Source organism: Bradyrhizobium sp. (assembly GCF_049691595.1).
In the GTDB taxonomy this organism is placed as follows: Bacteria; Pseudomonadota; Alphaproteobacteria; order Rhizobiales; family Xanthobacteraceae; genus Bradyrhizobium.
In genome coordinates, this window is the sequence record NZ_JBAVNZ010000342.1 from 1 (window position 1) to 18,060 (window position 18,060).

The following is an 18,060-nucleotide window of genomic DNA, read 5'->3' on the forward strand; positions in this document are numbered from 1 at the left end:
TACAAGGAAGCCGCCGAAGATATTCACGCAGGCAAAGATCAGCGCGACGAAGCCGAAACCGCGCGCCCAGCCGCTGCCGCTCGAGATCATCCCGACGCCAACCGCGAGTAGCGCGCCGACCACGATCACCGAGGAGATCGCGTTCGTCACCGACATCAACGGCGTATGCAGCGCGGGCGTCACCGACCACACCACGAAATAGCCGACGAACACGGCAAGGACGAAAATCGACAGCCGGAACACGAAGGGATCGACGACTTGGGCGACATGCTCCATGGCTTCTCTCCTGTTAACCCGTCATTCCGGGACGGCGCAGCGCGCCGGACCCGGAATCCCGAGATTGCGAATCGACGATCGAGATTCCGGGCTCGCTTCTTTCGAAGCGCGCCGGAATGACGAAGAAATCGGCCTGCCCGATCACTCACGCGCCTTTCGGCTGGAAGTTCGGGTGAATGACGGCGCCGTCCCTGGTCAGCGCGGTGGCTTTCACCAGCTCGTCGTCCCAGTTCACCGCGAGCGCCTTGTTCGCCTTGTCGATCAGGGTCTCGATGAACGAAAACAGGTTGCGTGCATACAGCCCCGAGGCCGAGGCCGCGACGCGGCCGGCGACATTGGTGTAGCCGACGATCTTGATGCCATCGATGTCGGCGACTTCGCCGGCCCTGGCGCCCTCGACATTGCCGCCGCGCTCGACCGCGAGATCCACCAGCACCGAGCCCGGCTTCATCGATCTGACCATCGCGGCGGTGACGAGCTTTGGCGCCGGGCGGCCGGGGATCAGCGCCGTCGTGATCACGATGTCCTGCTTCTTGAGGTGCTCGGCGGTGAGCGCGGCCTGCTTGGCCTGATACTCTTTCGACATTTCCTTGGCGTAGCCGCCGGCGGTCTGGGCGTTCTTGAACTCCTCGTCCTCGACCGCGAGGAATTTGGCCCCCAGGCTTTCGACCTGCTCCTTGGTCGCAGGCCGCACGTCGGTCGCGGTGACGATGGCGCCCAGCCGCCGCGCGGTCGCGATCGCCTGCAGGCCGGCGACGCCGACGCCCATCACGAACACCTTTGCCGCCGGAATGGTCCCGGCCGCGGTCATCATCATCGGAAATGCGCGGCCGAAGGCTTCGGCGGCTTCAATCACCGCGCGGTAGCCGGCGAGATTAGCCTGGCTCGACAGCACGTCCATCACCTGCGCGCGGGTGATGCGCGGCAGCAATTCCATGGCAAAGGCCGAGACGCCGGCATCCGCCATCGCTTTCAGCGCGGCGTCGTTGCCATAGGGGTCCATGATGGCGACGACCAGCGCGCCGCGCTTGTAGTTTGCAAGCTCGGACGCCTCCGGTCGCTTCACCTTGATGATGATGTCGGCATCCTTCAATGCGTCGGCGCTGACGGTGGCGCCGACCGCGGTGAATTCGGAGTCGGGCAGGCCCGACTTGAGCCCCGCGCCCGGCTCGATCGCCACGTCAACGCCCAGCGCCTTGAATTTCTTCACAGTGTCGGGAGAAGCGGCGACCCGCGGTTCGGATGGATCGATTTCCTTGGCAACGGCGATCTTCATGGGGCCTCCGGCGGCGCGAGGGGCGCGCGCGAGCAAACTAGCGTCATTTCCGCCAGCGACGGCTCAAACCAGGAAATAAGCCATCAGGATCAGGATAATGGCGACGGAAATGGTGCCGTATTTGACCAGTATGATGAAACTCTCATAGGTCTGCTCATGGGCCTCATAATCGTTGCCGTCGGCGGTCGTATAGGCCACTTCGCTATGGTCTGCCATCGGTGTCCCCATTCAAAGCTCGTTTCTCGCGTGCCATTACCGCAAAGCCGTTTGGAGGGCAACGCCGGGCAGGCTGGCCCCTGCAGCTATTTGGATTGCTCGGGCGGCCAGTTGTCCTTGATCCAGCGGGTCAGGCTTTCCTCGCTGACCTCGCCGGCGGCGAGGGAGAGGATAATCGACGTCGCGTGGGCAGGCTCGGGGCTGAAAGGTACGCCATTCTTGAGGAGAAAAACCACCATCGCCATGAAGGCGATTCGTTTGTTTCCATCTACAAAGGCATGATTTTTCGCCAACCCAAAGGCATAGGCTGCCGCAAGCTCAGCCCTGCCTGACTGTTCATAACGCCATTTGTTGATCGGACGTTCGAGCGCGGATCGCAACATGCCTTCGTCGCGCAGGCCGGGTGCTCCGCCGAAGCGACGGAGCTGGCGGCTGTGGATGGCGATGGCTTGCTCGTAGGTGATCCAAAGCGGCTCTTCCGGCTCGCTCATTCGGTCGTTCCGTTATTTTGCGAGCGCCGCCAGCGTGTCGCGATATTTGTCCATGGTCTCGTCCGCGATTTCCATGGTCTTCTCGAAATCGGGATCGTAGGGCATCGCCTGAAATCCGCCGCCGGCGAGTTCGGTAATGTGCAATTCCTGACCCCGCTTGAGGTCGAGCCGCTGCATCAATTCGCGAGGAAGCAGCAGACCATCAGAGTTACCGATCCTCTTGATTTCGATTTTCATGGACTATTTCCCTACTTCAATGACGCTGAAAAGCCAAAAGGCACGTTATACAAATGTATAACATGCCTTTTAAGCCCGTTCAACGAATGTTTTACGTCAACCCTCCTCAGCCCATCGCCTCCAACTCATCGATCATGCCTGAGATCACCGACAGCCCGCCGTCCCAGAATTTCGGATCCCTGGCGTCGAGCCCGAACGGCTTGAGCAGTTCGGAATAATGCCTGGTGCCGCCGGCGGCGAGCATCGCAAGGTAGCGCTCGGCAAAACCCTCCGAAGCGTTCTCATAGACCGCGTAGAGCGAGTTCACGAGGCAATCACCGAACGCATAGGCATAGACGTAGAATGGCGAATGGATGAAGTGCGGGATGTACATCCAGAAATTCTCGTATCCCGGCCGGATGTCGATCGCGGGGCCCAGGCTCTCGCTTTGCACGCCGCGCCAGATTTCGCCGATCCGCTGCGCGGTCAATTCGCCGTTCTTCCGCTCGCTGTGAACCGCGCGCTCGAACGAATAGAACGCGACCTGCCGCACCACGGTATTGATCATGTCCTCGACCTTGCCGGCGAGCAGCGCCTGCCGCTGCCTGGCGCTTTTGGTCTGCGACAACAGCCGCTTGAAGGTCAGCATTTCGCCGAACACGCTGGCCGTTTCCGCCAGGGTCAGCGGTGTCGGCGCCATCAGCGCGCCGTTGCTCGCCGCCAGCACCTGGTGCACGCCGTGGCCAAGTTCATGGGCGAGCGTCATCACGTCGCGCGGCTTGCCCTGATAATTCATCAGCACGTAAGGATGCGCCGAAGGCGTGGTCGGATGCGAGAACGCGCCCGGCGCCTTTCCCGGACGCACCGGCGCATCGATCCAGCGATCATTGAAGAACCGTTCGGCGATATCAGCCATCTCGGCCGAGAAGCCGCGATAGGCGGTCAGCACCATGTTGCGGGCGTCGGGCCAGGCGATCGTGCCGGTGGCCGCGAACGGCAGCGGCGCGTTGCGGTCCCAATGCGCGAGCTTCTTCTTTTTGAACCAACCCGCCTTCAGGGCGTAATAGCGGTGCGACAGACGCGGATAGGCCGCGCGCACCGAGCCGACCAGCGCATCGACGACCTCGCGCTCGACGCGGTTACTCAGATGCCGCGAATCCGCGACGTCATGGAAGCCGCGCCAGCGATCGGAAATCTCCTTGTCCTTGGCGAGCGTGTTGGTGATGAGCGCAAAGGTCCGCGCGTTGTCCTTGAACGTTTTCGCCAGCGCCTGCGCCGCCGCCCTGCGCTTTTCGCCCGCCCGGTCCTGCAGCAGATTCAGCGCCGGCTCGATCGCGAGCTCCTTGCCCCCGATCCTGAAGCGCAGGCCCGAAATGGTCTGATCGAACAGCCGGTTCCAGGCGGCGTAGCCGCTCTGGGACTTTTCGTGAAAGAGTTGTTCGACCCGATCCTCGAGCTGATACGGCTTGTCCTTGCGCAAATCCTCGATCCAGGGGCGATAGTGCCCGAGTTCCGGCGCCTGCATCGCGCGTTCGATCACGGCATCGTCAATCCGATTGAGTTCAAGCGCGAAGAACAGCAGATGCGTCGAGGCCGCCGTCAGCCGCTCGGAAACGTCGCCATAAAATTTTGAGATCGCGGGATCGACGTTGTCGCCGGCATGAATCAATCCGGCATAGGAACCGAGACGGCCGGCGAGATCGTCGATCGCCTCGTAGCGCCTGACCGCCTCGGCAAGCCAGACACCGCCATCTTCCCGTGCGACGTGTTGGGCGAGCTTGCCCATGTAGTCGGCCTCAAACGCGACGCAATCTGCATCCATCTTTTGCAGGTCGCGCCCGACTTCGGGCGCGTCGATGCCGGAATAGAGATCGGCCAGATTCCATTCCGGCAGTTTGCCGGCCTTGTTTCTGGTCGCGGATTTGGCGGTGGTTTTCACGGCGGCCGATTTGCGTTGGGCGGCCTGCTTGCGGAGAGCGGATGAGGAGCGCGAGGTCATCTTGTTCGAAACCTGTTTTCTTGTTCGAAACCTGTTTTCAATCGGAAAGACGGCGGCGGCGGAATACGGGCGGGACGGCAACGTTTAAGCGTGCGTTAATCGGCATCGGCGACAGTGCCCCGATTCGAGACAGATAGTCGTAACGCGCGGGGAAAACCATGGTTGCCACCATTTTGATCGCCGACGACGACCCGGTACAGCGCCGTCTGGTTGAAAACATGGTGCAGAAATGCGGTTACGAGTCCGTTGTGGTCGACGGCGGCGACGCGGCGATCGCCATGCTGACGGCGCCGGAACCGCAGCCGGTCGACGCGCTGGTGCTCGACCTCGTCATGCCCGGCCTCGACGGCCTCGGCGTGCTCGCCAAAATTCGCGAAGCGGGGTTAAGCATCCCCGTGATCGTGCAGACCGCCCATGGCGGCATCGACAATGTGGTTTCGGCGATGCGCGCCGGCGCCCAGGATTTCGTGGTCAAGCCGGTCGGCTTCGAGCGGCTGCAGGTGTCGCTGCGCAACGCGCTCAACACCTCGGCACTCAAGGGCGAATTGCAGCGCATCCGGCACAGCCGCGAAGGCCGGCTGACCTTTGCCGACATCATCACCCGCAGCGAAACCATGGCGGGCGTGCTGCGCACCGCGCAAAAAGCGGCGGCCTCCACCATTCCGGTGCTGATCGAGGGTGAATCCGGCGTCGGCAAGGAATTGTTCGCCCGCGCCATCCATGGCAGCGGCGAGCGCAAATCGAAACCGTTCGTGGCCGTCAATTGCGGCGCCATCCCCGACAATCTCGTGGAGTCGATTCTGTTCGGCCATGAGAAGGGCGCCTTTACCGGCGCCACCGAACGCCATACGGGCAAGTTCGTCGAGGCCTCCGGCGGCACGCTGTTTCTCGACGAGGTCGGCGAACTGCCGCTGGCAGCGCAAGTGAAGCTGCTTCGCGCGCTGCAGGAAGCCACGGTGGAGGCGGTTGGCGGGCGCAAGCCGGTGAAGGTCGACGTCCGCATCATATCCGCGACCAATCGCAAATTGCTCGACCTCGTGAAGAACGGGAAATTCCGCGAGGATCTGTTCTATCGCCTGCACGTACTGCCGCTGACGATCCCTCCCCTGCGGACGCGGCGCGAAGACATCCCGCATCTGCTGCGGCATTTTCTCGCAAGGTTTTGCGCCGAGGAAAACCGCGCCATCACCGGCATCAGCGGCGAGGCGATGGCCCATCTGGCGCAGCTCGATTGGCCGGGCAATATCCGCCAGCTTGAGAACACCGTGTATCGCGCCGTGGTGATGAGCGAGAGCGATCTGCTCGGCCTCGCCGATTTCCCGCAAGCGGCCGCGGTCGCCGACCCCGAGGCCCAGCCCACCGCCCCCTTGATCGTTGGGCCTTCGACCGCGCCCGCCATGGTTTCCGGTAATGAAATACCTATCGCGCCACTGGCCAGCGTGGGGAGCCTCGCGATGCTGACCGGCACCGGCGAAGTGCGCCCGCTCGACGAGATGGAGTATGAGATCATCCGCTTCGCTATCTCGCATTATCGCGGGCAGATGTCGGAGGTCGCACGCCGGCTGAAGATCGGCCGCTCGACGCTCTATCGCAAGCTTGATGAGGCCGCCGACGACGAACCGGCCGATGGTGGCACAGACGGCACCAATTGAGCGGAGGCCGGATTGTGGCGCACCGGTGGCAGGACGAGCCAGCCATAGAGCGTTAAGTCTTGCCAGAACATTTGAACCGTGGCTTGCCGGTAACAGACAAAATTCAGCGAGCGTGGCAAAACCTCGCGGCCTGAGTCCGGGTGGTAGTTTGAGGTCAGTTTGTCGTGAGTTGCCCCGCATGCCGCTGGCTGGATGATAGCCGCGCATGTATCGTTTCTGTTTGAATAGCTGCGTAGCAGGCGTACCAAGTTTGAATCCAGGGCCGGCGCTGTCGCGCAAGCTGTAACGAACGATGAAGAACTGTTCCAATGCCGGGGCAGTTTCGTCCAGGGGGTGTGATGATGCGTGACTGTCCGAAGGATCGTGCGGGATATGACCGGGTGCTGATCGCCGTCGCGGCGAGCTTCCTCGCGCTGTCCGCGACCTCGGCACTGGCCCAGTCCGACGCGCCTCGCGCGACCGCCGCGGAGCTTGCGATCGATGCGGCGATTCCGCGTCCCGAGCCGGTCAACCTTCCGCCTCCGACCGCCAGCGATTTCAAGATCGACGCCACCGCATCGGTGCCCGACGCGGCCAGGACGACAGAGCCCAAGCCGGCCGACATCGTCACCGCTCCCGCTCCCAAGGCGACTGACAAGGCAACTGACACTGCGACCGTCACACCCGCGACGCCTCCGGCTGCGGTCGCGCCGGCTGCCGAGCCGGCCAGAGAACCCGTAAAGGCTGTGAGCAACGTCGCGCCGGAAGATCAGCCGGTTGCCGACAAATTGCGCGAAATGCTGGGTGGAAAATCGCTGCGCTATTTCGACCGCAAGAGCGAGCGCGCCGCCGTCGAGAAGTTCTACGCCTCGCGCGAATACGCGCCGGTCTGGACCCAGGCCGGCAAATTGACCGGCACTGGCAAGGGCGTCGTCGCGCGGCTGAAGGATGCCGCCTCCGACGGCCTCAATCCGTCCGACTACCCCGTTCCCGATTTCGCGGCCGCCGCCTTGCCGGATCAGCTTGCGGAGGCCGAGCTGAAGCTGACCGCGAGCATGCTGGACTATGCGCGCCAGGCCCAGAGCGGCCGGATGCACTGGTCGCAGGTCAGCGCGGATATCCTGTATCCGGACCATCCGACCGACCCGGCGGAAGTGCTGTCGAATGTGACGACGGCGAAGGATGCCTCCGCGGCGCTGGATAGCTACAATCCGCCGCACAAGCTCTATCGCGAGCTGAAGGCGAAGCTGGCCGAGTTGCGTGGCCAGGGCGACGGACCGATGGTTCAGATCGCCGAGGGCGCGGCGCTTGCCTTCAAGCCGGCCACCAAGAAGCAGCCGGCGGTGGCGCCGGAAGATCCGCGCGTGCCGCAACTACGGGCCAAGCTCGGCATTTTGGAGAATGCCGACGACACCCATTACGACGCCAGGGTCGCGGAGGCCGTGCGCAAGTTCCAGGACGGCGCCGAGCTCAAGCCCACCGGCGTGCTGGATGACCGCACCGTCAAGGCCATCAACAGCCCGAAGCGCGACAAGCAGATCGACCTCGTGATCGTCAACATGGAGCGCTGGCGCTGGCTGCCCCGCCAGCTCGGCTCGCCGGCGGTCGGCAACGCCTACGTCATCCTCAACATCCCCGATTATACGCTGAAGGTGATGCAGAACGGCGGGCAGGTCTGGACCACGCGGGTGGTGACCGGGAAGCCCGGCACGCACGCCACGCCGCTGCTCAGCGAGACGATGAAGTTCATCACCGTCAATCCGACCTGGAACGTGCCGCCGTCGATCATCTACAACGAATACCTGCCGGCCCTGCAGCAGGATCCGACCGTGCTGCAGCGCATGGGGCTGCGGCTCGAACGCGACCGCGACGGCAGCATCCACATCTCGCAGCCGCCCGGCGAGGCCAATGCGCTCGGCCGCATCCGCTTCAATTTCCCGAACAAGTTCCTGGTCTACCAGCACGACACCCCGGACAAGCATCTGTTCGCGAAGGAAGAGCGCGCGTTCAGCCATGGCTGCATGCGCGTCCAGAATCCGGATCAATACGCCTCGGTGCTGCTCAACATCGCGATGCCGAACGAGCGCTTCACGCCGGAGAAAATTCGCGGCATGTATGGCCATAGCGAGATCGACCTCAAGTTCCCGACACCGATCCCGGTCAACATCACCTACCAGACCGCTTTCGTGGACGACGCGGGCAAACTGCAGTTCCGCAGGGACGTCTACGGCCGCGACGCCACCATGCTGGCGCTGCTCAGGAACGGCCGTAACAGGGATCTGGAAAACGTGGTGGCGCATTCGCAGCCGAACTATTCCCGCCCGAAGGACGGCCTGCCGGCGGGCATCAGCTTCGTCAGCGACAACACCTTTTCCGGCGGCCCCTCGTTCCTCGAGCGGCTGTTCGGTGGCCCGCCGACACCCCCGGCGCCGGTTGGCCGGCGTCAGCAGCAACGCGGGGTGTTTGCCCGTTAATCCCCAGCAATCGGTTGCAAGCCTGAATTTCTAATAGAAACAACGGTGTAGCTTCATCGGCGAGGCCGCTTACGTTAACCACTATCGATCTGGATTCCGGCACTGGGCGCTTTTTTGCCATAGTCGACGGGTTAGGTTAAGCCTGATTTGGGGGCGGGAAGGCAAATATCGGTTAACCTTCCTGCATTAAGGATGCGTTCACACTCTTTCGCCGGGGCTTGCGGAAGAAGTTGCTGATCGCTCGTCGACTGGGTGGGCTCATAGTGCTGGCTGTTTTCGCACGGCAACTCAATCCGCTGCCGAAGGCCGGATATCGGATCGGCCTGTCCTCCCTCTTGCTCCTCGCCGGAGCCGGATCGGTCCATGACGCGACCGCACTGGGCGAGACCCGCACCCTTGCCTTCCACCACACCCATTCCGACGAAGACCTCACCGTCACCTTCAAGCGCGAGGGGCGCTACGATGAAGAAGCGCTGAAACAGCTCAATCACTTTCTCCGCGACTGGCGCAGCCAGGACCAGACTACGATGGATCGTCGCCTGTTCGACATCCTCTGGGAAGTCTACCGCGACGTCGACGGCAAGAAGCCGATCCAGATCATCTCCTCCTATCGCTCCCCCGCCACCAATGCGATGCTGCGCCGGCGTTCGTCGGGTGTGGCCCGCTTCAGCCAGCACATGCTTGGCCATGCGATGGACTTCTACATTCCGGACGTGCCGCTGGAGCAGATTCGCCACGCCGGGCTCCGCCTGCAGCGCGGCGGTGTCGGTTTCTATCCGACCTCCGGCTCGCCTTTTGTCCATCTCGATACCGGCAGCATCCGCCACTGGCCGCGGATGACCCACGACCAGTTGGCCAAGGTGTTCCCCGATGGCCGCACCGTGCATGTCCCCACCGACGGCAATCCGCTGAAGGGATATGAACTGGCCCGCGCCGACATCGAGAAGCGCGGCAATGGCAACGATGCGGCGACGGTGGGCAAACCGGGACTGTTAGCCTCGCTCTTCAAAGGCAAATCCAGCGAGGACGATGAGGAAGCCGCCGCTCCCGTCGTCAATCAAAAACCGGCTCCGGCGGCCGTTGCTGCGCCCGCCAAATCCGCCGATCCGGCGCCGACGCCGCGGTCAAAGCCGCAGCTCGCCGCAGCCATTCAGCTGGCTTCGGCTGACCTTCAGATCGCATCGGCGCCAAAGCCGGAACCGACGACGCCGGCCTCCGTCGACAAGGCCGAGCCGAATCCGCAGACACCGGCCGATATCATCAATGCCCGCGGCTTCTGGGGCGACGAACCGTCAACAGCCAAGCAGGCCACTCCGGCGCAGATCGCAGCCCTCAAAGCCCGTGAGGCCGTCGGCGCGGCCGATCCGCAGCCGACCGCCAGCGTTTCCGACGCATTCAGCAGGGCGCTGGCCTATGCGCCCGCCGCCACCTCGCCGGTCGACCGCGCCAACATCGTCGCGGCCTCCGCGCCGCTGCCGCGCAGCGTCCGTCCGGCGCCGCGCAATGCCGGCGCCGACGCCATCGGGATCAACACCGTCGTCGCCAAGGGGCCGCAGGTTTCGGGCAGCGTGATCGCGACGCGAATTTCGGCCGCCAAAGGCAACGATGTCTGGATGCGGGTCGTGATGCTGGCGCCGAGTGCAAGCAACTCGATGTTCACCACGGTGCTGGGCGATACCGACATGAGCCTGATGCGGGTCTATTTCGTCAAGCCGCAGGCTGTGATCGCGATGACCTTCTCGGACGACCCGATGATGGGTATGGCCAGCGACCACTTCACCGGCTCCGCCACCGCCACGCTGACAACCCGGTCGTTCGTGCGGCGTACCGCCTCGCTGCACTGAGCGCGCACTGTTTTCACCAATTCAGTGTCGTCCTCGCGGAAGGCAAGGACCAACCTCCGATATTCGTTGGAATCCGTGGGTTAGCCCCGACCTCATTCGCAAGGCTAGTCGGAAGGGTAATCCTCGAGCCATCGTCATTCCGGGGCGCGCCTCTTGGCGCGAGCTATGATGTGCAATTGCACATCAGAGCTCGACGCTTCGCGTCGCCCCGGAATGACGGGGATAGTTCACGATTGTGTATTAATCAATTCCGTCCGCATGACCGATAGTGGTTGGATCCCGGCTCGCGCTCGCGGAGCCTGTCATCGGGCGCGCATTCGCGCGACCCGTTGGCTCACTTGGCCGGGACGACGCTGGTCGGAATTATCGGGCCTGCGCTTCACAACATCCCCAACGCCTGCATGTAGGTTTCCAGGATGGTCTCCTGTTCCTGCCGCTCGTCGGCGTCCTGCTTGCGCAGCCGCACGATGGTGCGCAGCGCCTTGACGTCAAAACCGTTGCCCTTGGCTTCCGCATAGACGTCGCGGATGTCGTCGGAGATGGTTTTCTTCTCTTCTTCCAGCCGCTCGATGCGCTCGATGATGGCCTTGAGCTGGTCTTTCGCAAATTTCGTCGCGGGCGCTTCCTGAACGGCGGCGGCAGGGGTGGCCATCGGGTACTCCTGAGGGAACTGACGGTGGTGGCTGAAAGAGCAAGCGCCGCACGCTTTGCCGCGCGGCGCTTGCCAGATTGACCCTCAAGAGTGTGATACCTTTCGTCAAGGCAACATCGCGCTCATCCACAGCGCGCTCACAGGAAGATAACAAGCGGTAAGAAACGCCCGGATGGAATCAATGCCCGCTTGGGGCCTTTTTCATCGCCGTCAATTGCTCGGGGCTGGCGGCGCCCTGGAATTTCGATTTCCAGGTCTCATAGGGCATGCCGTATACCGCCTCGCGGCTTTCGTCCTTGCTGATCGCGACGCCCTTGGCGTCGGCCTCTTCCTTCATCCAGTTGGACAGGCAATTGCGGCAGAAGCCAGCCAGATTCATCAGATCGATGTTTTGTACGTCGGTGCGGGCGCGCAGATGCCCGACCAGCCGCCGGAAAACGGCGGCTTCAAGTTCCGTTCTGGTTTTGTCGTCGATCGTCATGGCCATCATCCCGTTTCATCTGCAGCATATTGATATCAGGTGGGAATTGTCACAGATTTTGCCACATCCCGCGCAAAACGGGACGCTAACCGGTGGAATTCCGCCTGCCCGCGGCTTGAAATACGCGCGTCCCGGCGGTTGACAGTTCCCGCCGGGCCACGCGAAATCGTCAATGATTTGATATAGCTTGGCTGCATGATCGCAACAGATTCTCCTTCTTCCAGCTCCCTCTTCGCCCGACGGACGGCCGGCCTGTTGCCGGTGCTGGCGCTTGCCGCGGTCAGCCTGTGGAATAGCCCGGCGGCCGCGGACTTTCGTCTCTGCAACAACACCTCGAGCCGGGTCGGGATTGCGCTCGGCTACAAGGATGCCGAAGGCTGGACCACCGAAGGCTGGTGGAACGTGTCGTCGCGGGCTTGCGAGACGCTGCTGCGCGGAACGCTGGTGGCGCGCTATTACTACATCTACGCCCTCGATTACGACCGTGGCGGCGAGTGGTCCGGACAAGCCTTCATGTGTTCGCGCGACAAGGAATTCACCATCAAGGGCACCGAAAATTGCCTGGCGCGCGGCTTCGACCGTACCGGCTTCTTCGAGGTCGATACCGGCGAACAACGCGCCTGGACCGTGCAGCTGACCGAAGCCAACGAGCAGCCCGCGCAGCGGGTGCCGGGAATTCCCGGCACGCTTGGCCCCAACACCCCCGGCGGTGTTCCCGGTCTGCCAAACACGCCGGGCGGAACGCCTCCGGGCGCGTCTGGTCTGCCGCCAGCCGCAGCACCCGGAAGCAAGCGATGAGACGACTGCGTCGTATCAAGATCCTCGCCACCCTCGGTCCGGCCTCTTCCGACAGCGCCATGATCCGCCGCCTGTTCGAGGCCGGCGCGGATATCTTTCGCATCAATATGAGCCACACCGCGCACGACAAGATGCGCGAACTGGTCAAGACCATCCGCAATGTCGAGAGCAGCTACGGACGGCCGATCGGCATCCTGGTCGACCTGCAGGGACCCAAGCTGCGCCTGGGCTCGTTTGCCGACGGCGCGGTCCAGCTCAACAACGGCCAGAGCTTTGTGCTCGATTCCGACAAGACGCCGGGCGACAATACCCGGGTCCAGCTTCCACATCCGGAAATTCTGGCAGCGCTGCGGCCCGGCCACGCGCTGCTGCTTGACGACGGCAAGGTGCGGCTGATCGCGGAAGGAACCTCGCCCGAGCGCGCGGTGACCCGCGTCGTGATCGGCGGCAAGATGTCGGACCGCAAGGGCGTCAGCCTGCCCGACACCGATCTGCCGGTATCGGCGATGACGCCGAAGGACCGCGCCGACCTGGAAGCCGCGCTGGTGACCGGCGTCGACTGGATCGCGTTGTCGTTCGTGCAGCGTGCCGAGGACGTGGTCGAGGCCAGGAAGCTAATCCGCGGCCGCGCCGCCGTGATGGCCAAGATCGAAAAGCCGCAGGCGATCGACCGGCTCGCCGACATCATCGAGGCCTCCGACGCCCTGATGGTGGCGCGCGGCGATCTCGGCGTCGAACTGCCGCTGGAGCGGGTGCCGAGCCTGCAGAAGCAGATGACGCGGATGGCGCGCCGCGCCGGCAAGCCGGTGGTGATCGCAACCCAGATGCTGGAATCGATGATCCAGTCGCCGGTGCCGACGCGCGCCGAAGTCTCCGACGTCGCCACCGCGGTCTATGAGGGTGCCGACGCCATCATGCTGTCGGCGGAATCGGCGGCCGGCAAGTTCCCGGTCGAAGCGGTCTCGACCATGAACCGGATCGGCGAGGAAGTGGAGCGCGACCCGACCTACCGCTCGGTATTGTCGGCGCAGCGGCCCGAACCCGAGGCCACCGTCGGCGACGCCATTGCCGGTGCCGCGCGTCAGATCGCCGAGACGCTCGAATTGTCCGCCATCATCTGCTGGACCAGTTCGGGCTCGACCGCCATCCGCGTGGCGCGCGAGCGGCCGAAGCCGCCGGTGGTGGCGATCACGCCGAATCTCGCGACCGGCCGCAAGCTCTCGCTGGTATGGGGCGTGCATTGCGTCGTTGCCGAAGACGCGCACGACCAGGACGACATGGTCGACCGCGCCGGCTCGATCGCGTTTCGCGACGGCTTTGCCAGAGCGGGCCAGCGCGTCATCATCGTCGCCGGCGTGCCGCTCGGCACCCCCGGCACCACCAACATGGTGCGCATCGCCTATGTCGGGCCGAGCGGCGACGCGGATATGTGAGCTGACCAAGAGAAGATCATACTGCCCGAAACATTCGCCGGCGCGTTTGCGCCTGAGCGGGTGCCGGCGCCTCTCACCGGTGCCGGCACCCGTCTTCGATCAGCCGGCTCTCACATAGCCGTAGCGCAGGTTCGAGGGCTCCTTGGCGGCGAACTCGTACTCGTTCTTCAGGCGGGCCAGGCGGTCCTCCGAATAGGCCGGCATCTTCGTATTATCGGCTGCCTTGAGGTTGATCCGGTAGAGGCGCGCCGCGTTGCCACCGAAGATCAACTGCTTGGTCGCGCTGTTGGCACCACCGAGCGCCGGGAACCCGTATTTCTTCTGCATGTCTTCGGGGATTTCGAGCCGTCGCAGCGCTTCGATCTGCCATTGCGGGGATCCGTACCACACCGAATCGGTGCCCCACATGACGTGATCGGCCCCCATGCCCTTGACCAGCGTGCCGACCAGCGCGGCGGAGAATTTCGGATGGGCCACGGCCGAATTGGCAAACGACGTGCCGAGCTCGCCATAGACGTTGGTGACACCGAATTTTTGCGGGATTTCCGCCAGATCGGTCGCCCATTTGATGCGGCCGGAGGCCTCGAATTCCGCCCAGGCCTGATCGGGCAGCTCGAGGAACGCCCGCAGCGCCGAATGGTAGATGACGAAGTTCATCTGCGGCCAATCCTTGGCGGCCTTTCCGATGTCCGCGACGGTTGCGTATTCCCAGACGCCCGCAAAGGATTTCTCATAGTCGGGCGGCAGCAGGCCCTTGTGGATGCATATCGTGGTGATGCCAGCCTTCACGGCTTTCTCATAGAATGGATACATCATCTGTTCGTCGTCGAGCCGCCAGGGAAACTTCGACGGCGCGAGCGGGTCGCCGATGGTGTAGGACTTCCACGAATCCGGCTTGTAGACCGCAATCGCCCTGTCAACCTCGTCCATCCAGCCCGGCTGCTTGGGCGTGATCACGGTGTGCGCCAGCAGGCGTCGCGAGCCCGCGAACTCGTTGATCATCTCACGGGCCTTGGCGATCTGCTCGTTGGACAGAAGCCACCAGCTCGGGTCGTCGAATGGCGCGCCGCTCAGCAGCGCCAGGCTGGTGTCGCTGTCGTAGAAGATCTCCTTGACGTAGTTCTGGAACTTGTAGCGGGCGAGCGACGACACGCCCTCTTCCTTCATCTTCGGGTTCCAGTGCTCGCTCGCGAAAGTGGCGAGGCCCAGCAGCTCCTTGTGATCGAAGTCGTCGCGCACGAAGTGGGTCTGGACATCGAAGACGAACTGGCCGGCCAGGCTCTGTGCCCGCGCCAGCATCATTTCGGGCTCGCGAGCCTCGGCCGCATCGACCCCGAACACATTCCCATAGATCTCATTCATCGCGAGGAACGCCGCCGCCATGCCGCAGCTCGTTTGCATGAACTGCCGACGGCTCAAACCAAGTCGCTTGCCGTTGACATCAGCCAACTCGTTGATCCGCTCCTCGACACGCTTCTGCGTCGCACTCTGCCGGGGTGGAAGAAACTCGCCGTTCGACACGATCTGGGTCGGTATCGGGGTCGCGGCCGAAGCCGCCTCGGCGCCCGCAACAAGGCGCTGTTCTCGTTCACTGAGCCAACTTCCCATTGTCGTCCTCCCTGTTGTTCGAATATTTGCCAGTTCCTAGTAGTTGCTGGCGTGCGCAGGTTATACTTGTGGTTTGCCAAAATCATGGCCTGACCGGGCCGGCTCTGCGTGGTCGCAGTGTCGGAGCAGCAACTCGTCATCTGGCGGGCAGCGGCGTTCAGCCGGGAAGATGCTGGACGGCACCATCGGGCCGCGTAACCAGGGCGGTGACCCCGGGAAAGGCCTCGAGCAACGCGGTCGGTGACATAGCCCTGGGCGATCCCGTTGAGGGTCACGCCCATCCCGTGCCGCAGCAATGCGATTTGGCGCGGCGTGACATCGATGCCCCGCCAATCCACGAGGCTGCGGGCACGCTCGATCGCCGGCGGTGCAGGCCCGTCCGGTTGAGGTGACGCGGTGCCGAAGAAATGCAGCGCATAGAGATTCCACAGCGGTTGAACGGTCACGTCGAAGGCGCCGCCGCTGAGTGCCGACAAGCGCTGGCACTGCGACAGCAAAGTCAGAAGATCGAAGGAGGGATTTGCCAGGCGTCGGCATCGATCACCGCGACAATATCGACATCGGGCTTTTCAGCTGACCTCCTGCAATGGAACTGCGCTGCGGTGGACATACAAATAATCGGCCGCAAGGCGCATCCGCCGGCAGGCCTGAACGGCCGGGTTGGATTCCAGAACGAGGCGGTCCGCGAAGGCTCCAGCTTGCCGGACCAGCTCGGCTTCGCCAGCATGCAAGCCGTGCCCATTGAGCCCCAGGATCGTCCGCACCAAGCGAGGCGTCAGATCGACGGCCGCGCGTACCAGGAGGTGCTGCGCGGGCCTCAGCAGAAGCGGCAGAATAGGCGCGCGGCGCATGACCGCCAGAAACTCAAACACGATATCCGAGCGCTCCAGCCGGCCGGCCGTGGCGCGAAACAACATTTCATGCTCGGCTTCCGATGTCGGTGCGCTTGTCGCGCCATAAAGAGCCGCGGCCGCAACACCCTCGGCGTAATAGCGGTCGCGTTCTGACAAAGAAAGCGGCTGCACATAGGCATGATAAGCTTGGAGAAAGCCGTATGCCGCGGTGCCATGAACCCAGTTCAGAAGCGCGGGGTCATTGGCGCAATATGCTTCGCCTGATGGTGTCATACCCGCGACCGCGTCGTGCATTCGCCGGACACGAGCTATCATGGCCTCGGCTGAGCTGCGGGCACCATAGATCGTCACCATGGCGGCGAGCCCTGTCCGGCGCAGCCGCCGGATCGGATTGACGCGGAAGGTCGTATGCTCCCAGACGCCCGTACGCACGCGCGGCTCGGCGAGTTCCAGGATCACGGCGGTGACGCCGCCGACGAAGAGCGAGAGCGGGTTCTTGAATACGCGCCACGACACGGAGTCGGGCGACACAAGCGCCGCCTCGCCGGTCGGCCGCGAGAAATCGACGTGCGACCGGTCGCCGGGTTCGAGCAGCGCCCGCATTGCAGCCTCCAGGCTGCCGCGCAACGGCCAAGGCAGGACGATCGGCCTCGTCATTGGCAATGAACGCCATTCACAAAGACGGGCGATCCTAGGTGGCGAACATTGGGCATCTTGTCGATCATTTTGCCTGGTATTTCGGCGGCAGCTCTTAAGCGCCCACCAACGCCTTCGCCGGCAGCACCGCCTGCACCACGAGGCCGCGGGCACGGGCATCCATCACCCCGACCGCGCGCAGCGCCAGGAGCGTCACGGTCTGCACGGCGTCGCGCAGTTTTGCCGGATCGTCGATGTTGTCCGGCGCCAGCGGGCCGACCAGCGCCTCATGCAGCGCCCCTAACAGCGCGGTGGCGGCGAGTACGGTGTCCTGCGCCGGCAGATGACCGGCACGCACCGCGGCATCGATCCTTGCTGCGATCTCGCCGGATATTTCGCGGCGGCTGGCGAGCCGCGACGCCGTGACATCGACATCGACCGGCTCGGCCAAAATGCCCCAGGCGAGCTTGCGCTGCGACAGCACGTGGACGGCGACCGTGGTCACGGCGGCGGCCAGCGCCGAGGACGGCCCCGGCGCCGCATCCGCGGCGCTGCGGATCGCCGCCAGTTCGTCGCGCGAGACCTCGGCGATCAGCTCGGAAATCAGCTCGGCCTTGGAGGGGAAATAGCGGTAGACCGTGCCGGCCGCGACATTGGCGCGGACCGCGACGGGTGCGATCTGCACCGCGGCCATGCCGCCTTCGGAGGCCGCATCCCGGGCCGCCGCCAGAATGGCGCTGCGCCGCGCCGCGAGGCGTTTTACGACTTGATGGGTCCGCCGATAGACCATGGCGCGCTTCTTGTCCCCGCACGCGCCTGAAGGCCTGTTAGCTCGGCCACGACGCGCGCGTGTTCATTGTTTTCTCGCGATTTTGTATAAATCGCCTTGAAGAACTGAACAACTATTCAGGCCCGATGACAAGACGCAATAAGTGGCGCCGCGCGACATCGCGCAAACCCGGAAATGACGGGATCATCAATTCCCGGTTTGCAGATCGCCAAAGCGCTCCCAGGTCTTGCCGTTGAAACGCATGAACTGCATCTGATCGACCGGCACATGATCGGTCGGTGAGGTGTTGATCTTGATGCCGGGCAACAGCATCGGCAGTTCCAGATCCTTGACGGCGTAGGCGTGCTTGAGAATATTCTCGGTCGAGAGATCGTTGCCACAGGCC

The 18,060-nt window shown here is 63.6% G+C and carries 16 protein-coding genes and 2 pseudogenes; 5 read left to right on the forward strand and 13 right to left on the reverse strand.

Annotated features, from left to right (window positions below):
• The 6 genes from WCE35_RS15200 to WCE35_RS15225 form a co-directional block, all read right to left on the reverse strand.
• The coding region (locus WCE35_RS15200; protein ID WP_424594165.1) for a proton-translocating transhydrogenase family protein at positions 1-276 on the reverse strand (276 nt) is incomplete at its 3' end.
• A gap of 145 nt (positions 277-421) precedes the next feature.
• Positions 422-1,552 (reverse strand): Re/Si-specific NAD(P)(+) transhydrogenase subunit alpha, encoded by a 1,131-nt coding sequence (locus tag WCE35_RS15205; RefSeq protein ID WP_424594166.1) that lies wholly within the window; start codon positions 1,550-1,552, stop codon positions 422-424.
• Positions 1,553-1,615: 63 nt separating this feature from the next.
• Positions 1,616-1,768 carry an aa3-type cytochrome c oxidase subunit IV gene (locus tag WCE35_RS15210; protein WP_424594167.1) on the reverse strand — a complete coding sequence of 51 codons (153 nt, stop codon included), beginning with the start codon at positions 1,766-1,768 and terminating at the stop codon, positions 1,616-1,618.
• 86 nt (positions 1,769-1,854) lie between these two features.
• Complete coding sequence (locus WCE35_RS15215) at positions 1,855-2,259, reverse strand: type II toxin-antitoxin system death-on-curing family toxin (protein WP_424594168.1); 405 nt, start codon at positions 2,257-2,259, stop codon at positions 1,855-1,857.
• A 12-nt stretch (positions 2,260-2,271) separates the two neighbouring features.
• On the reverse strand, positions 2,272-2,496 hold the full coding sequence (locus tag WCE35_RS15220; RefSeq protein WP_424594169.1) for an AbrB family transcriptional regulator: 225 nt from the start codon (positions 2,494-2,496) through the stop codon (positions 2,272-2,274).
• A 106-nt stretch (positions 2,497-2,602) separates the two neighbouring features.
• A complete protein-coding gene (locus tag WCE35_RS15225; protein WP_424594170.1) occupies positions 2,603-4,474 on the reverse strand; it encodes a M3 family oligoendopeptidase in 1,872 nt (623 codons plus the stop codon).
• A 158-nt stretch (positions 4,475-4,632) separates the two neighbouring features.
• Between WCE35_RS15225 and WCE35_RS15230 the strand changes: the two genes are divergently transcribed.
• The 3 genes from WCE35_RS15230 (at position 4,633) to WCE35_RS15240 (ending at position 10,423) form a co-directional block, all read left to right on the forward strand.
• Positions 4,633-6,126, forward strand: a complete 1,494-nt coding sequence (locus WCE35_RS15230; protein WP_424594171.1) for a sigma-54-dependent transcriptional regulator — start codon at positions 4,633-4,635, stop codon at positions 6,124-6,126.
• Between the two features lie 341 nt (positions 6,127-6,467).
• On the forward strand, positions 6,468-8,579 hold the full coding sequence (locus WCE35_RS15235) for a L,D-transpeptidase family protein (RefSeq protein WP_424594172.1): 2,112 nt from the start codon (positions 6,468-6,470) through the stop codon (positions 8,577-8,579).
• Between the two features lie 263 nt (positions 8,580-8,842).
• On the forward strand, positions 8,843-10,423 hold the full coding sequence (locus tag WCE35_RS15240; RefSeq protein ID WP_424594173.1) for a DUF882 domain-containing protein: 1,581 nt from the start codon (positions 8,843-8,845) through the stop codon (positions 10,421-10,423).
• A 379-nt stretch (positions 10,424-10,802) separates the two neighbouring features.
• On the opposite strand, the gene WCE35_RS15245 is transcribed toward WCE35_RS15240, so the two are convergent.
• Positions 10,803-11,075, reverse strand: a complete 273-nt coding sequence (locus WCE35_RS15245) for a DUF2312 domain-containing protein (RefSeq protein ID WP_424594174.1) — start codon at positions 11,073-11,075, stop codon at positions 10,803-10,805.
• A gap of 178 nt (positions 11,076-11,253) precedes the next feature.
• Positions 11,254-11,556 carry a DUF1244 domain-containing protein gene (locus WCE35_RS15250; protein WP_424594175.1) on the reverse strand — a complete coding sequence of 101 codons (303 nt, stop codon included), beginning with the start codon at positions 11,554-11,556 and terminating at the stop codon, positions 11,254-11,256.
• Positions 11,557-11,751: 195 nt separating this feature from the next.
• Between WCE35_RS15250 and WCE35_RS15255 the strand changes: the two genes are divergently transcribed.
• A complete protein-coding gene (locus tag WCE35_RS15255; protein WP_424594176.1) occupies positions 11,752-12,354 on the forward strand; it encodes a DUF1036 domain-containing protein in 603 nt (200 codons plus the stop codon).
• The gene (pyk, locus tag WCE35_RS15260; RefSeq protein WP_424594177.1) at positions 12,351-13,787 is read left to right on the forward strand and encodes a pyruvate kinase; all 1,437 of its coding nucleotides are present in this window, start codon (positions 12,351-12,353) and stop codon (positions 13,785-13,787) included. Before WCE35_RS15255 ends, pyk begins: the two co-directional genes overlap by 4 nt.
• A gap of 99 nt (positions 13,788-13,886) precedes the next feature.
• Here pyk and WCE35_RS15265 read toward each other — a convergent pair whose 3' ends face one another.
• The 5 genes and pseudogenes from WCE35_RS15265 to WCE35_RS15285 all read right to left on the reverse strand — a co-directional run.
• Positions 13,887-15,395 (reverse strand): amidohydrolase family protein, encoded by a 1,509-nt coding sequence (locus WCE35_RS15265; protein WP_424594178.1) that lies wholly within the window; start codon positions 15,393-15,395, stop codon positions 13,887-13,889.
• Between the two features lie 224 nt (positions 15,396-15,619).
• Positions 15,620-15,922 (reverse strand): annotated as a pseudogene (locus tag WCE35_RS15270) (FAD:protein FMN transferase); the annotation flags it as partial.
• A gap of 42 nt (positions 15,923-15,964) precedes the next feature.
• Positions 15,965-16,852 (reverse strand): oxygenase MpaB family protein, encoded by an 888-nt coding sequence (locus tag WCE35_RS15275; RefSeq protein ID WP_424594179.1) that lies wholly within the window; start codon positions 16,850-16,852, stop codon positions 15,965-15,967.
• Between the two features lie 148 nt (positions 16,853-17,000).
• Entirely contained in the window at positions 17,001-17,675 is a 675-nt protein-coding gene (locus WCE35_RS15280) for a helix-turn-helix domain-containing protein (RefSeq protein WP_424594180.1), read from the reverse strand.
• Between the two features lie 186 nt (positions 17,676-17,861).
• A pseudogene (locus WCE35_RS15285) lies at positions 17,862-18,060 on the reverse strand (ABC transporter substrate-binding protein); the annotation flags it as partial.